At 53.4% G+C, this 17592-nt stretch carries 6 protein-coding genes; 3 read left to right on the forward strand and 3 right to left on the reverse strand.

Annotated features, from left to right (window positions below):
* Positions 1-63 precede the first annotated feature (63 nt).
* Positions 64-942: a nucleoside deaminase gene (locus ACERJC_RS19855; RefSeq protein ID WP_373672321.1), complete on the reverse strand. Its 879-nt coding sequence runs from the start codon at positions 940-942 to the stop codon at positions 64-66.
* Between the two features lie 944 nt (positions 943-1886).
* Between ACERJC_RS19855 and ACERJC_RS19860 the strand changes: the two genes are divergently transcribed.
* The 3 genes from ACERJC_RS19860 to ACERJC_RS19870 all read left to right on the forward strand — a co-directional run bounded on the left by ACERJC_RS19860 (position 1887) and on the right by ACERJC_RS19870 (position 15020).
* On the forward strand, positions 1887-9815 hold the full coding sequence (locus tag ACERJC_RS19860; RefSeq protein WP_373672322.1) for an autotransporter outer membrane beta-barrel domain-containing protein: 7929 nt from the start codon (positions 1887-1889) through the stop codon (positions 9813-9815).
* Between the two features lie 304 nt (positions 9816-10119).
* Positions 10120-10767, forward strand: a complete 648-nt coding sequence (locus ACERJC_RS19865; protein ID WP_373672323.1) for an HAD-IA family hydrolase — start codon at positions 10120-10122, stop codon at positions 10765-10767.
* 1277 nt (positions 10768-12044) lie between these two features.
* Positions 12045-15020 (forward strand): autotransporter outer membrane beta-barrel domain-containing protein, encoded by a 2976-nt coding sequence (locus tag ACERJC_RS19870; RefSeq protein ID WP_373672324.1) that lies wholly within the window; start codon positions 12045-12047, stop codon positions 15018-15020.
* A gap of 576 nt (positions 15021-15596) precedes the next feature.
* Here ACERJC_RS19870 and ACERJC_RS19875 read toward each other — a convergent pair.
* Together ACERJC_RS19875 and ACERJC_RS19880 are read right to left on the reverse strand one after the other, a co-directional pair.
* Complete coding sequence (locus ACERJC_RS19875; protein WP_373672325.1) at positions 15597-16895, reverse strand: hypothetical protein; 1299 nt, start codon at positions 16893-16895, stop codon at positions 15597-15599.
* On the reverse strand, positions 16892-17578 hold the full coding sequence (locus ACERJC_RS19880) for a fimbrial biogenesis chaperone (RefSeq protein WP_373672326.1): 687 nt from the start codon (positions 17576-17578) through the stop codon (positions 16892-16894). Before ACERJC_RS19880 ends, ACERJC_RS19875 begins: the two co-directional genes overlap by 4 nt.
* Between the last annotated feature and the right edge of the window lie 14 nt (positions 17579-17592).

Genomic DNA, 17592 nt, shown 5'->3' on the forward strand with positions numbered 1-17592 from the left:
GCGGGAGATATAGCGTCACCGTGATGATGTCTTTTTATTTCGCGAGCGATTCCCCCTGAAATATCACTCTTCAATTGAGAGGAATTCTTCGCAAAAAGGCGTATAAGGACGCAGATTAGCGTAATTTCGCGAGAAACGAAGTCTCCGGTCTATATTTTTGACCAGCCGGTCTGTGGAATCTTCATTCAGGAGTTTGCACACGTGCCGTGTATCCAGACGCAGTATTTTGCATGCCTCAAGCGTTGGGCAGAAATTCATGGAATGGAAAGCGATCTGCTTTTCACTTCTTGCCACAACAGGCATTTCATCCTCCGCGGCGTGAAATCGGGTCACCAGCAAGTGGTGGGCCGCCTCTAACGGATGGCTATGTTCAGTACGCAGTACCGCGCTATTTTCACAGAACCAGGCTGTCCGACGGGCAATAGAATCCGCATTCAGCGCCCTGAGATCGTCATCAGTCGCGGAACGGAGATTATTGATTTCATGTCGAACATCCGCCCGATACAGAATTGAACATTCCCGCTGAAGAATGCCTTTATGAACGGTAATATCCATTCCTGCTTTATCAAACGCCTCGGTACAGAGGAATAAAATCCGCCGCCGCCCCTGGGCCAGCGCATCCTGAATAGAGTAGCCATAGGCAATCTCTTTGATACCAGACCATGCAATGGCAAAGGCACACATCGGACAGGGTTCACTGGTCGAGAGAAGAAGACAACCCGATAAGTCTTTGCCGATCTTTTTTCCGGCGAGTTTTATGGCATTAATTTCCGCGTGCGATGTCGGGTCTGCTTGCGTTTCCTCACCATCATGCGCGCAGGCAATGATTTCTCCATCCTTGATGATGACCGCGCCAAATCCTTTATTTCCTTCACGCAGACTTTCTTCAGCCTCACGAATAGCATGACGCATATAAGATTCAAGTTGAATAATATCATCCATAAGTTATTTATTCCGTGGCGTTTTTTATGAATTATTACACCGGCTTTCTAATAATGGCAAGGAACAATAACAGGCCCCTCTGTCGCTCAAGGAAACGCTTCTCATCCGTCTAACGCACACTGGCGTTGTGGTTCAGATGACCACGCAGAAAATATTCCGATAGCATATGTTCCTGTTACATTTTTGTTTGATAAAGTGAACATTACTCAATGATAATTTAACCAACGTAATACAAATTAGTTCGCGTTTCATTTTTTATGGTGTGTTTTTATAGCGTTAGTTGTAATGCTGAAATAATATGCTTATCGTGGTCAGGTATTTTTATCTAATATTCTTAATTATCCCTGATTTATTTAAGTGTTATAATGTACTAAGGATATATTTAAGAATTTTCTTTGTTTCAAAGTTAATCTTATCTAATTATAATAAGTTCAGAAAAGGATTTTGGAGCATAGAGTATCTTACCGGATTTTATTTTTATCTGTTTTGTTCTTATTTGATTATTGTGTTAATTAACACTCGGTCGCGTGTTTTGGTAAGTTAATATTTGGTATTTTCTCATTAAAAATTAGTTACGTTATTCTGTTAACCTTCTGATTTTCTGTCGCTCTTAACTCTGCCCCTGTTAGCCTTTCCTTCTATGGCGAAAACTCCTTTTTATCACGGTGTTAATTACGTTGTTTTATTTATCAGACAACCAGAACACATTATTTTACGCATCATCACAGGGATGATACAGATATAAGCGATTAAAAACAGGATGTTAAATGACATATTCAGTTTTAATTCATGTACAAAAAGCCAGTACCCGGAAAATTAAAAAGCCCGCCAGCGAAAGACGGGCAGCGTTCTCATTTCTGAGTAAAAGCATTGGAATAACTCAGGGTGAATTTATCAGTAGCAATATTACAACCCGTACAGACAGGGTGTAACAGAGGGATCTTATGAACAAAATCTATCGCGTTATCTGGAACAGCACCTTGATGCAATGGGTTGTCACTTCGGAATTTGGTCGCGCCAGAATCAAAAGAGCCGTCAGCAATGCGGTGAAGGCGACCGGCCTGATGGCGGTAATGACCGCCGGGGCGTATGCCGCCACCTGCGATCTTGCCACTCTGAATTGCCAGCTTGATGCCACCTGGAGCGCGGCAACAAACAGCAATGAGACCGGCGCTGCGGTCATTACTGACGGCAATACCTGGTCGGTGTCGGGGCTGGACACATGGCGGGCAGGAGATATGACCTATAAGTATTATACTCATCTCCAGCAAGTCATTGACGCAGGCTACACCGTAATGCAAGGCGGGAGTGCTGTGACGTCTTTGCCTGCGGCCGGGAACACGATTATTTTCCCTGGCCTGACCACGGCGGTAACCGTATTTGATCCGATCACCTCGAGTAACAAAACGGTTATGGTCTATAGCTCTGGCGCGTTTACCGAGCTTGATGCCTACTATTTCAACCCTGCTGAATCCTTTGTCTTAGCGGATGCTGAACCTTATATTGATACCCGACTGGCAACGGTAACCAATGGTGTTGCTAATATATCGCTGAATAAAAGCCAGTATAACCTTGGGGAATTAAGAGAAAGCGCCCTGGTTTATGTGGATGGCACCACGGCAAATGACGCCACGGCTAACTGGACGTCACAACAACTCATTTATGCAAATATTCCGAGTGACCTGGATACGCTGGGTTCACCCATTAACCGGAGCATTAAGACTGACAGTTATGTGGGGAACTTTACCGCGTTTGACGGTTCATCGCATACCGTCAGTTCCCTGGCCGATTTTAAAACCTGGAATAACTGGCTTATCAGTAAATTGTCTTCCGGCGATTTAGTTTACACCAGCTATCAGTCTGAACTGAAAAAAGCGTATACCTCAACCTCGCAGACTTATCAGGTCTCTCACTCCCCGGATGGGTTTGACGTTTCTGTTTATGGTGAGCGTGATGTCGCTGTTCTTCAGGCAAATGGGCAAAATGCCACTATCAACATTGCTCCGGGTGGTTCAATTGATTTGAGAGCAAGCAGCAGCGCATCATTTCTGCTTGTCAAATTGAATAATAATGCCACGTTTATTAATAACGGTACGGCAATGACCACTAACAGGATCGCCCACATTAACAGTGGCTCATCCTTTATCAATAATGGGTTCCTGAGTCTTGGGGGGAATATCCCGGATAGCGCTTATCAAAATATCGCAATTCTCGTTGATGGCAACAACAGTCGTTTTATAAATAGCGCCCAGGGGACCTACACCATTTCGCCCCGTTACAATTACACCAATAAAAACCAGAATGGGATTGTTGAAGGGGTTCAGACACATATCGGAACCACTGCTGAAAATGCCGGGACCATTAATACCGGTTACTGGAGCAACGCTGTCGATAAGTTTCAGACAGGCAGCGTCTGGATTGCCAAGGTGTATAACGCGTCTACTTTCGTTAACACGCCGACGGGTCATATCAATTTAGGCTACACCCAGGATGGCAGTGACGAAGCCTATCTGAATACCGAAAGTGCCGCGATTCACACGGAAACCGGTGGCCGCGGTGATAACCAGGGGACCATTACGCTGAGTTCGATGGCCAACGGTGTCTATGGTCTGCATGCCCTTGATGGCACTGCGTCCCTGGTAAACAGCGGTACTATCAATGTCAACAGCAACGGGGACGACGGCACATTTGTTCCCTCTGAAAGTATCGGGATTTATTCGTTCAGCCAGACGGCGGGGACTGTCGGCAGCTCCGGTGTCATCAACCTTAATGGCGTGAATAACACCGGGATCAAAGCGGTTTCCGGCGGCAAAGCGTCATTATCCGGCGACATCAATATTACCGGCGGCGCAGAGCTGTCAACCGGACTGCGTAACTACGGTGTCTGGTCTGAAGGCACGGGCTCGCAGGTCGATATTTCCGGTCAGATCAATCTGGACGGAGACGGGGCGATAGGCGTTCACGCCCGCTATGGCGGCAATGTCACCATCTCCGGTACCGGTGAAGTGAACTTTACTGACGGCAGCAACCAGATTGGCTACTACGTCTACGGGCAGACGGCTTCCATCACCAACAACGGCACCGGCGCGCAGAATGTCAGCACCGAAGACTCCGTGCTGTTCCGCGTCGATGACGGGGCTGACTTTACCGGCGGCGCCGGTGCGGCGTCCGTCCTCACAGCGTCTGGTCAGGGGTCAACCGCCGTGGTCGCCAACGGTAAAGACGCTACCAGCGGCAATGTCTCCGCCTTTAACTCCGGTGGTATGACCCTTAATCTCTCCGGCCAGGACGCCACCGGCGTGGTTATCCAGGGCGGTGCGCAGGGTAAAATCTCGTCTAACGCCACCATCAACATGACCGCCACCGGCGCAGTCGCGGGGATTGCCGACGGTCAGGGCTATGACATCAACGGTAATGCACTGGGCAGCCCGATTGCGGGCGTGCTGTCGAACGCAGCACTGGCCGCGGGCGCGGCAGGTTTTGGGTCCGGCACCCTGCTGGTCACTGAGGCGGCGCTGAATTCCGCGCTGGATGCCGTCACTGGCTTCATTGCCCGCAACGGGGCGGAAGTCAGCAACGCCGGGAACATCGTCTTTACCGGAAGCAACACCACCGGCCTGCTGGTTGAAGCAGGTGCCCGCGGCAATAACACCGGCAGTATCACCGTCGGTGCTGGCGGTACCGGGATTGTGGCACAGGATGCAACCGGTACTCACACCACGGTGGTCAACACCTCGGGTAACCTGGTGCTGAACGGTGGCAATACCGCCAACCGCACCACCGGGATCGTTGCCAGCGGTGCCAGTACCACGGTCAACATGACCGCCGGAACGGTGACCCTGAACGGCAACGGTGCCACCGGCGTGCGCGCCTCTGACGGCGCGACCGTGAACCTCTCCGGTACTGCGACGCCTGCGTTTTCTTCCTCCGCGACGGACCAGATCCTGTTTGCCATCTCCGGCGCGGGCTCCACCATCAACACCAGTGTCCCGACCGGGACGGTGCTGGACGCCTCCGGTGAGCGTTCCACTCTGTTCCGTCTGGAAGATGGGGCGGCGATGGACGGCGACATTCAGGTGGCGGCCAGCGGGAAGGATGCAACTGCGCTGTACGCCACCGGTGAAAATACGACGGCGGTTATCGGCAGCGGCAGTCAATTGGATATCAGTGGTAACGGCGCCACCGGGGTGATCTCTTCGGGGAGTGCGACCGCCACCATCGAGAGCGGTGCGACGCTGGCGCTGACCGGTAGCGGTGCCACCGCCGGGCTGGTTGACGGTAACACCTATGCGTCTGACGGCGCGCTCTTGCAGCAAAATACCGGCGCGGAACTGATTAACGCCGCAACCATCAGCTCCACGGTTTCCGGTGCCACCGCCTTTACGGCGCAAAACAGCGGGACACTGACCAACAGCGGTAATGTCCTGCTGACCGGCACGAATTCCACCGCCATTAAGGTAATGGGCGGGAAAGTTAACAACACCGGCAGCATCGAAGCGAACGGGACTGCCCTGTATATCGGGGCCGGTGACCAGGGACAGGCCTCTACCGTCACCAACAGCGGCACGGTGCTGGCGACCAACGGGAATGCCGCCATCGAACTGGCGGCCGGCAGCCTGAACCTCGTCGGCAGCGGCGTGGGCACCGTTGAAGCCCGCGGCACGGCAGACGGTGTGCTGGTCAGCAGCGGCGCCAGCGGACTCGACGTGACGAATGCCCATATCATTGTCAGCGCGGCGGGCGCGTCCGGTAACGGCATCGAGAACGCCGGTAATCTGACCGACCTGCAACTGACGGGCACCACCATTGATGTGGCGAATGGTGCCGGGGTCCGTACCTCGGTGACCATCGACGACACCAACAGCGGCACTATTAATGTGGGCGGCGCGGGTACCGGGATTGCCTTTGCAAACGCCGATGGCAGTGCGACCAGCGGCAACCTGGACCTCTCCGGCTCGTCCGGCCTGACCATTAATGTCAGCGGTACCGGTGGTACGGGGATTTATGCGAACACCGCCGGCACCACTGACACCGCAGTGAGCGTGAACGTCAGCAACGCCGCTGGCGGCGCGGCGCTGAAACTCGGTAACGGCGTCACCTCCGCCACTAACCGCGGTACGCTGACCTCAGCCAGCACCACGACGGCGACGGTGGAGACGGCGAATGCCACCGCCTTTACCAACACGGCCACCGGGGTTATCACCGCGTCAGCGTCCGGTAACCCGGCGCTGGCGATGAACGCGGCGAATGCCACAGTGACTAACGCCGGGACCATCAACGGCGATGTGGTGATGAACGGTGCCAGCGGTACGGTGAACAACAGCGGTACGGTCAGTAACAATATCACCACCACCAGTGGCAATAACGCGGTCACGGTGGACAGCGGAACCGTTGGCGGCAACATCGCCCTGAACGGCAATGGCACGAATACCGTCCTGCTGAAAAATGCCGCTGACGTACGCACCGTCAGTGGTTCGGCGGGTAGCGATACGGTCACCGTTCTGGGTAACGGCAACACTTTTACTGCCCTGAACGGCGGCAGCGGTACGGCCACGGCGGTGTTTGACGGCGTGACGGCGGGCTTCCATATGGACGGCACCGGCGCGCAAATCAACAACTATAACCAGGTGAATCTGCGTAATGGCTCGTTGTTCAGTCTGGATAACAACTATGCCCTCGGCGGTAAACCGGCCGGCGGTGCCGGGTTCAATATTGATGCCGCCTCGGTTCTGGCGGTGAACAGCACGGTCGACCGGACGCTGACCAATGCCCTGACCGGCACCGGTACCGTGGCGGTAGAGAACGCCGGACAGGCGTTTAACTTCGCCACCACCACCGGCAGCGCGTTTGCCGGGACCGTGGACCTGAGCAATGCGACCCTGGCGCTGGGAGGGGTGAACACCACCGCCCTGACGAATGCCACCCTGAAGGCCGATACCGGCAGCGTCACCACCGTGGCGGACGGGGAACAGGTTATCGGCGGTCTGACTTTCGCCAGCGGTACAGTGGCGTTTAACGCCAGCGCGCCAGCACAGAAAGTGGCGACCAGTCATATGACGGTCAACAGACTGGATGCATCCGGTAACGGTACGGTACAAATTAACGTTCCGGCACCGTATGTCCCGGGCCATGAAACCAGCACCACCGCCTCACTGATGACTCAGGACGACGCCAACATTGGCCTGGAGCTGGTTGGCGCCGCACTGGTTAACGGTGCTGGCGGTAACCTGGTACTGCAGGACCAGAGCGGCAATGTCATCACGGACGACACGCAGGTGGATATCGCTCAGGGTGGCAGCACGGTGGCGAAAGGCACTTACGATTACCGCCTGACCACCGCAGGGACGTCCGGCAGCCAGGACGGTCTGTATGTCAACTACGGCCTGACAGAACTGGAGCTGCTGGCAAACCAGACCCTGACGCTCGACGGCACACCGGGTGCCACCGGTGCGGCAGCGGACCAGTCCGCCCGCATCACCGGCAGCGGCAGCCTGGCGGTCAGTACCACAGGCAGTGACGTACTGTCCCTGTCCAATAGCAGCAACGATTACACCGGTGATACCACGGTCCTGAGCGGGACTCTGCGTACTGACGTCGACGGCGCGCTGGGGGATACCGCCAGACTGGCGATTAACAGCGGAGCGAAAGCTGACCTCAACGGCACACAGCAGACTGCTGGCATCCTGGCTGGTGAGGGCGGCTCACAGCTTGACTTCAACGCTGGTACTCTGACGCTGACGGGGGGCGGGGACAGTAACGGCATCCTGAACGGCGGTGGGAAACTGAACGTTGAAGGCGGCGTGCTGACCATTGACGGTGCCAACAGCAGTCTGAGTGTGGTCACTAACATCAGCAGCGGTGCGGAAGTGGTCCTCAGTGATGCTCAGGGCGCAGGTAGCGGTGATATCACTGACGAAGGCACCCTGACGCTGAACAATGTCACCGGGATGCTGGCAAACAACATCAGCGGTACCGGTAATGTGGACGCCACAAACACCACGGACGCCGCCCTCTCCGGTGACAACAGCAGCTTCAGTGGTCTGTTTAATATCGACAGCGGCAGCAACCTGACCGTCAGTGAACAGAACCATCTCGGTACGGCGACAGTGAACGATAACGGTCTGCTGACCGTCGACACCGCCAGTGACTGGACGCTGGTGAACAGCATCAGCGGTAGCGGCGGCCTGGACAAACAGGGCGCAGGTACCCTGACCCTGACTGCGGACTCTGCTGCGTATACCGGTACTACCGACATCACCGCCGGCGAACTGACGCTCGGCAGTGACGCTGACTCTGCGTTGGAAATGGCGAGCCAACAGGTGAATGTACACAACGGCACCACCTTCACCGGTTACGGCAGCACTGCCGGGAATGTGGATGTCATGCAGGGCGGGACGATGCAGATGACGGACTTCCTGGTCGGCGGCAACCTGAACAACCGCGGTTCCGTTCTGCTGACCCGTGCGGACGGTCAGCCGGGTAACACCCTGACCGTCAACGGCAACTACATCGGCAGCAACGGCCTGCTGGCGTTCAACACCGAACTGGGTGGCGACAGCTCTCCGACCGACAAACTGACGGTGAACGGCAACACGGCGGGTAACACCCGGGTCAGTGTCACCAACACCGGCGGTACCGGGGCGCAGACGGTGAACGGTATTGAGGTGATTCAGGTGAACGGCAGCTCTGCCGGCAACTTCGCCCTGACCACCGGCACCGTGGAAGCCGGGGCTTATGTCTATGCGCTGGCGAAAGGCACCGGCAGCGCGGCGAAAAACTGGTATCTGACCAGTAAATGGAAAAACAGCATCACCCCGACAGACCCGGTCTCCCCGGCCACGCCGGATAAGCCAGGGACCTCACCGGTGGTTGACCCGACAGCACCGGATGCGCTGCGTCCGGAAGCGGGCAGCTATATCGGCAATATTGCGGCCGCCAACACGCTGTTCAACACCCGTCTGCACGACCGTCTCGGTGAACCACAGTACACCGATGCGCTGAAAGGCGAGGGACTGGCCGCCAGCATGTGGATGCGTCATGTCGGCGGACACGAACGGTCTTCTGCCGGTGACGGTCAGTTGAAAACACAGAGCAACCGCTACGTGCTGCAACTGGGTGGCGACATCGCGCAGTGGAGTACCGACGGCGCCGACCGCTGGCATCTGGGCGTGATGGGCGGCTATGCGAATGCGCACAGCAACACCCGCAGCGACCGCGCCGGTTACGGTTCAGACGGACGCATCAGCGGCTACAGTGCCGGGCTGTACGGCACCTGGTACCAGAACGAGGCGGACAAAACCGGGGCATATGTTGACAGCTGGATGCTGTACAACTGGTTCGACAGCAGCGTGGAAGCGGACAACCGCGACAGCGACAGCTACAACTCGAAAGGGCTGACCGCCTCGCTGGAAGCGGGTTACACCCTGAAAGCCGGGGAGTTTGCCGGCAGCCAGGGCACGCTGAACACCTGGTATGTACAGCCACAGGCGCAGGTCACCTGGATGGGCGTGAAGGACAGCGCACACACCCGCAACGACGGCACCCGAATCGAAACGCAGGGTGACGGCAACATTCAGACGCGTCTGGGCGTGAGAACGTACCTGAACAGTCACCACAAAATGGATGACGGTAAACAGCGTGAGTTCCAGCCGTTCGTGGAAGTGAACTGGATCCACAACACCGAAACCTTTGGCGTGAAGATGGACGGCACGAAAGTCAGTCGTGACGGCGCACGCAACCTGGGCGAAATCCGCACCGGGGTGGAAGGCAAAGTGAATGACCGTCTGAGCGTCTGGGGCAACGTGGGCGTACAGATGGGGGATAAAGGCTACAGTGACACCCAGGGCATGCTGGGAGTGAAATACAGCTGGTAACTGACAGCCAGGGAAATGTAGCTGAAGTAAAACAGGAGTCGGGAAACCGGCTCCTGTTTTTACTTATTCTTGCCCAATGACAACGTCTGTCGCAAGTCGCTTGCGGCATGATGGCGTTTAATGTTGAACATCAGAAAAACCACTATAAGAATGACAATGTAGATATCCGTTTCGTCGTTCCTGAGTGTTGATTCGAGCTGTCGCTGACCCGGATCGAACCAGAAGCGTTCCATACCAGTATCCGGATCGTCCGTGAAGGTGGCAACGCGATGCGACTGAAATACAGCTTAGAAAGGAGAAGGACATGTTACAGGCTAAAGCGTTTCTGTTTGATATGGATGGCACCCTGGTAGACTCAACGGAGGTGGTTGAAAATGAATGGCGTAGGTTCAGTGCCCGCTTTGATCTGGATGCAGAAGAGGTTATCGCCTTTGCTCATGGGCGACAAACGATTGATACGGTTATTCATTTTTTAGGCGCTGGCGAAGAGGCCGTGCCGGCAGCAGAGGAGCTGGATGCACGTGAACTGGTGATCCTTGACGGGATTGTCGCCATGGCCGGGGCGGCCGATTTGTTGAAGCGCCTGCCGCAGGAACGCTGGGCACTCGTTACCTCCGCAAGCAGAGAGTTGGCTATTAACAGGATGCGGGCAGCCGGATTACCGCTTCCGGCCGTGATGGTCTGCGCAGAGGATGTCGCAGAAGGAAAACCCTCGCCTGAAGGCTATCTGAAAGCAGCATCGATTCTTGGTTATCACGCCCGTCACTGTCTTGTTTTTGAGGATGCGGAGGCCGGAATACGGGCCGGGAATGCAAGCGGTGCGCGCGTGATTGCCGTCGTCCCCGATGCTAACGGTGCTCAGGACGCGTTTGCCTGCGCAACCTTGACCATGCTAAACATCGTCCCCGACAATAATGGCTTCAGGATAACTTTACGCACGGCTGAGGAGTAAGCGTCATTCCAGCCCCGTCTGGCAGAATCTGAAACTCCTGAAAAGGATAGTGGTCACTATCCATGAAATCATTAACTGCAGTGGGTAAAAAAGCCTATATATCCCGTTGCGTTCAAAATCAAAAGGGGTGAACTCTCACACCGTTCAGCGATGTCCGTCGCGCAGCTCGCGCGTGAGGACAGGCAATGTCTACTGTTATTCTAAACCCCTAAACGATTATTGATTTACGTTTAATTGGGCTGACGTCGTGTAGTTCGCGCATAGGTTTCATCTCCGGATTGGGAATCAAACTGAAGGGAAACAGGCCTCATCGAATGTGAGGCTGTGTGATTCAATGGTTACTCCTTACGCTAATTTCTTATACAGTAGCGGAATGTCAGTAGTAGCCGCACATATCTCGCTTACTGCATGTATCGAATACGTCCCGTCATCCAGTGTTTCGGAACTCTGCGAAGTATTTTAATTCAGCCTTAATCCTTGCCTTTCTGGCTTCCTGTGGAGTTTTATGCAGGCAAGGATACTTGACCCGTGAATTGACAGTTATTTGTACATACCACTTTTGGTTTTTGTATTATAATGAACTCAGCGTATACACATCACTGATCTTTTCCCACAGTATCGACAACCCTTAATGCGACAAAACCACCTTGCTCGTTCACAGGGAATGCAGTTCTGACCTGATAACTTGATCTTTATCAATATATTGTAATCTAGCTATTGAGAAATATCTAATTAAAAAGCTTACAAACAACATTAAATGCTATGCATTTATAACAGAATGAATCTTACCTTCTTAGAATAATTAAGGAAAAAGAAAAGTTGTAATCAGAGTAAAAATGCAATCGCTTGTTTTATTGGATTTTTTAAAATTGTCTTTGAATGAAATGCAAGAATGCATTAATCGTTTTAATCTGTTGGAATAAAAAATTGATCGTTAGCAACGATCTGTATTATTTCATTGATAGCTAAAAACTATTGGTGTTCTTTACTATGCACTATTTAAACAATTTCCTGCCTGACATTGATAAAAATACTATCTCTTTATCCTTTATTAAAAATAACACATCTGGCAGGAGGGGGACAGGGAAGAATCCTATTATTTTTTATTTTATTACTTTTTTAATTATACGTGTAATAAGTTTTTTTTGCAGAAGTGGAGCCTGGATATGAATACAATTAAATGGAAAAAAATCTGTTCATTAGCATTTGGGTGCACTTTTTTAGTCGCTCCCTGTGCCGAATCAGAAGAACTGACAAGTGGGATATACACAACAGGCATGGCTTCCATTGACGATGGTGGTACATATACTGTCAGTCAGGGGGACGTCATCCGGGATGCCAGTGGATATACCGGACATTCTAGTGGTCAACGCCCTCTGGCCAATACCGTTAACGGCTCGATTGATTTCATTATTGACCCGGGAAGAACGTTGACGTTCAGAGGCTTTAACAACCGTCCGGCATCAGGTGAAAGTGCCACGCTGTATGCCTATGAGCGGGGCGGACCTTACGGCGGTATAATGAGCTTTACCGGGGGGAACGTTGTCGTCAGTAACGAGTCGAATACCGGTAATTCATATATTTACGCCCTGTTTGCCGGTCGGGGAGGGAAATTTGATTTCAAAAGCGATGGTGATAATAAAATCAATCTTTCAATTCTGATGCCAATGGTCGGCCCCGTGAGAGCTGACCGCCATGGGATCGGTTTGTACCAGGGACAGTTCGCCTTTGATGGTGGACATTTCAGGATCGAAATTGGCGGTGAACCCGAGGACGGTGGTTTCTCTCACCGGGAAGGGCTGGTAGTTGCTGCAGGCAGTTCTGTTGACATTAAAGCAGATCTTATCGAGGTTGACGTCAGTGAAGTAGGGATGTCTTTAGCATCACGCATGGGTACCACTAATTACCCTATAGTCAGCGGTGCGATGAATCGTGTTAACTTCGAGGCAGACTATATATCGATTAAAGCAGGTCAAATAGGCCTTTGGGGAGGGGGAGATATTGACGCTTATGGTGTCAGCAGTCAGATTGAGTTTACCGGTCAGACTAAAATAGAAGCGCTCTCCAGAGGTGATGTGGATAACTACTATGGCGAAGTTGTGGGTGGTAAAGCAATTGAATTGAGTTCAACCAATATTACTTTTAACGGGATCACTGAAGTAGTTGGTGAGAACCTGACCTTTTTGGGAACCAGACCCGGCTATGATCATGAATTTCTCGGCTGGCTCGATGGGTACTGGTTACGAACAATAACAATTATGGACCACTCCAGGCTGACGGCTAATGATGACTTTATAGTAACCAGCAATGGTGGTTATTATAATACCGGCTTCTACCTCTGGGAAAGTGAAGCGTATTTCAATGGTAAAGTCCGTATCAATATGCTGAATGGCGGAGATACCACGCGCGGAGTCTATTCTATAGGCACGACCGAAGACACTACCCCCACCCGGGCTGAATTTAGAGATGATGTTATTATCTCCCTTGCCGGTTCTGACGCCCGATACGTTTCCGGTATGGAAGCCGCAGGTGGTGGCGTTATCGAAGTACAAAAGGGATTACAAATTACTGACAACGACAATGCCACCTGGTCACTTTTCTCCCGGGAAGAAAACAGCCTGATCGATGTGAATACTTCTGGTACGGGTACTATTCAGCTCAAAGGTGATATTGGCGCGATTAATGATGCTACGCTCAACATGGTTCTTAATAATGAAGACTCCTGGGTGACAGCGGCCAGCTATACAGAAACCAATTTTGGCACCACGCCTGGGACCGTCAATCTGGCGCTGACAAACGGTTCTGTCTGGAATATGACCGACAGTTCTCATGTTACGAACCTGACGATGGACAACAGTACCGTGAACTTTCTGCCGCCGGGTAACGCCGGTAACTTCAAAACGCTGACGGTTGAAGGCAATTTCAATGGCGGCGGTACGTTGAATATGAGCACGAAGCTGGGCGGCGATAATTCCCCTACCGATAAATTAGTCGTGGAAGGCGATACTTCCGGAGAAACCCTTGTTGCGGTAACAAACGCTGGTGGCGCGGGGGCGACGGCGGCAGGTGGCATCGAACTCGTTGAAGTCCTTGGCAATTCAGCAGGAACCTTCGAGAAAGTGGATCGAATCGTTGCGGGGATCTATGAATATGACCTCGTCAAAAGAGGGAAAAACTGGTATCTGACGAACAACATCGTGGTCGAGCCAGAACCGGGTCCAGAGCCCGTTCCGGCAGACACGCCTCCAGTAGAACCAACGGCCCCGGGTGGTGGACAGCAGTACCGTCCTGAGCCGGGTATCTATCTGGCTAACGCACTGGTCGCGAATACGCTGTTTACCACCACAATGCACGATCGGCTGGGTAAAGCGCAGTACACAGACATGTTAACCGGGCAGCAAAAATCAACCAGTCTATGGATGCGCCATACGGGAGGTCATACCCGTTTCAAAGATACCTCTGGTCAGTTGAGCACTCAGAGTAACCGTTACATTGTGCAACTGGGAGGGGATGTTGCACAGTGGAGCACCAACGGTGTTAACCGTTGGCACCTTGGCCTGATGGCCGGTTATGCCACCAGCAGTAGCCATACCCACTCTAACCTGACGGGATACTCCTCTCGTGGGAAAATTCACGGCTACAGCGCGGGTATCTACGGTACCTGGCATGCCAACGATATTGATAAAACGGGAGCCTGGGTTGACAGCTGGTTACTGTACAACTGGTTTGATAACGACGTTTCCGGTGACTATCTGGAAACCGAGAAATACAAATCGGATGGTATTACGGCTTCTCTGGAAACGGGGTATAACTTCCGTGTTGCGGGAAGCAGTGACGCCCGCACCAGCTACTGGTTACAGCCGAAGGTGCAGGCAATCTGGATGAACGTGCGCGCTGACGACCACACAGAGAAAAACGGTACTCGCGTGGTTGATAATTCAGAGGGCAATCTGCAAACCCGTGTTGGTGTGAAAGCCTACCTGCAGAGCTATAACAAAATGGATGAAGGAAAGGACAGAAGTTTCCTGCCGTTTGTTGAGGCTAACTGGATCCACAATACCAATCAATTCCGCCTGAAAATGGACGGTGTCAGCAATGAGATTAGCGGCACGCGCAACTACGGTGAACTGAAAGTGGGTGTGGAAAGCCAGATCAACCGGAATTTGCACCTGTGGGGGAACATCTCACAACAGATAGGCAATAACGGTTATAGCGATACCCAGGGAATACTGGGCGTGAAATACAATTTCTGATCCCTTGCCCACCCGCATGACTGTGGGTGGGCTTTTTCAGGTACAGCCGCATTAAGGGCTCGTCGGGTACCCGGTGTCTGGTATTTCTTTGTGGTAAATGTCCCGAGGGGCGTCGGTGGTGAACGGATGAAACGTACATCAGAGAGGGGGGATGGAAATACCGTTACCGGGCGGTTGATACTGTGCAGAATGCACTCGATTTTCTACTGATCTTCAGACGCGATACCACCGTTGTGTTTCTTTCGCCAGACTATTTTTCAGCATGGCAAGCTGAGGATAGTGACCAATCTCGTTTTCGTAGTTGCAGCCGTGTCTGTTCTCATGAATATAAACGCGGAGGGGACGGGGAATGTCAGTGCGGCAGTCGGGGGCGGTATCGTCAGTATGTGTTCCAGGTCAGCCTTCGTTAAGCCCAAGCCCCCATCGTTCATATTTCACCAGTCCTGAGTAAAATCCTTACACCGTTGTCGGACTTACTGAGCGATTCCCCCGCAAGCTGAGAAACGGGGTTGCGCTATCAAACCTGCGGGCAGCACACGTAGCCCGCAGGGCAGAGCAGCATTGATTTCAGACGTATCAGTTGTACGTGACCCAGACGTTGACCTTTCCGGAAACCGGTCCGGTATGATTATTCGCGCCGACCCGGATGGCGCCGTTCTGGATATAATTCGCCGTGAACATGGCCTGACTGGTTGATGTGTAAAGCGGCACTGCCTCTGCGTCAGTGCGCACTGCGCCATGGCTTCCCGTACTGGTCAGGGTTGTTCCGTCAATGTTGACCCGGTTGCCGTTGTATTTCATCTGAACTTCAAGCCCGTCAACCTTATTTCCCCCACTGTCGTACAGGGTGACGTTTTTCTCTGCCAGCGTGGAAGGCGCGCTGCCGGTATCTTCAAATCGGAACTGGACATCCGCCACCTGACCTGAACACTCCAGATCCAATCCGACAGGCACGGCCGGGCCGGTCGCCGGATTCCCCATATGGCTCATCGTGTCAGCCGCCCAGGTGCCCATGCTGATAGTGTAATCGGTGGTGCGCAGTCTGCACGATGGCGACACCACGGTAATGGCATTGCCGGTCAGTAAGTCGGTTGGCTGCGTTCCGTTCAATATTTCTGCTGCGTTAGTCATTACCACTCTAGGGTCGCCAGCCAGACCGAGGCTGCCATACTGGACGGTGTCTGCGGTCTTTACCAGCTCCGCTTTAACAGAAAATCCCGCTTCAGCATTCGGTATTGAGTACCGGACAGGATATGAGATTCCACTTCTGTAGGGCTTTATACCTACATATGCTTCAGGATACCCGCCTCCTCCCCACGTATAGACGACGTCCCGAGCCGCCCCTACAGATTGGTACTGCCCGTTAGCCCAGATCAGCGCCACATACTGGTAGTAATCAGTACCATCATGTTCTGTATCCGTATCCACTTTGACGGACAGACGCAGCCCGATCCCCGCCAGCGTGGTGGCATATACCGGATTGGTATTGCTGCTTACTGGACTAACTGTTATGCCTCTGATTCTGACATTCATTCCAATGGGACCATAAGATGCAGTCCCGTTCGCCACCCAGTTGTTAGTATTGTTATCAATACCACTGCCTGTACACTGAACCCTGAATCCCGGCAAAAAACTGTTAAAGTCCCACGAATACAGGACCGTTCCGACCGGGACGGCACTGTCCACCACCAGTGTCCTCGGTACCTGCAGTGGCCGGTTATCCGGCACAATATAGGCGCAGGTGCCCGCCGACTGCCCGTCATTCTCACCATTGCCCCAGGTATAGTTTAACGACCCTGTCTGTGCCTGAGCCGGGGCCAGCGTTATGGCCAGTCCCGCCACCAGAGCGGCCGTCACTTCCCATAATCTGCTCACGGACGAACCTCCTGGCGGTGCTCCTCTCCGGCGCCGCCCCAGTCGTTCATCGCGCTCCATGTTACGGTCAGGGATGTCCCCGTTTGTGACGGCAGGCTGTAACGCTGGCTTCCCCGTGGCGGAACCATGGTGTTCTTCTCTGCCGGCGTCACTTTTTTGCAGGTTTCACACCCCGCCGTCAGACGCCCGAAACTGATGTAATACGGCGTTGGGTTTGTCGCGACCAGCCATGTCTGACTGCCTTCCTTTTGCAGACTCCAGCGTAACTCGCCCGCCGATGCTCTTGCCCCCGCTGACGTCAGACCCGCCGGGCGCACAAACACCTTTATCCGGCTTCTGAAGGCCACCACCAGACGGTTGGCCACATCCTTTGCCTTCGGCGGGATTTCCTGCAGCGACAGCCAGTACACCGATTCCCGGTCCTGCGGGATTTCCCCTCTCATTACCACCAGACGGAGTTTGCCCTCGCTCTTCCCCTCCATCTTCATCACCGGCGGGGTCAGCACCAGCGGCAGACCGTCATCCCGACCCTGTAAATCCTCCAGCCATGACTGCAGCATGTAGGTGGAATCACTGTCATTGATAACCCCTATCGCCGTCTCTTTGTCTTCCGCATACGCGACCACTCTCGTCAGTTGCGGGCGAAGGGCCGCCTCCGCGGCGGAAAAAAGCAGTCCGGACATTAACAGTCCTGCAC

It is taken from the genome of Citrobacter telavivensis, from assembly GCF_041807075.1.
GTDB lineage: Bacteria > Pseudomonadota > Gammaproteobacteria > Enterobacterales > Enterobacteriaceae > Citrobacter_A > Citrobacter_A telavivensis.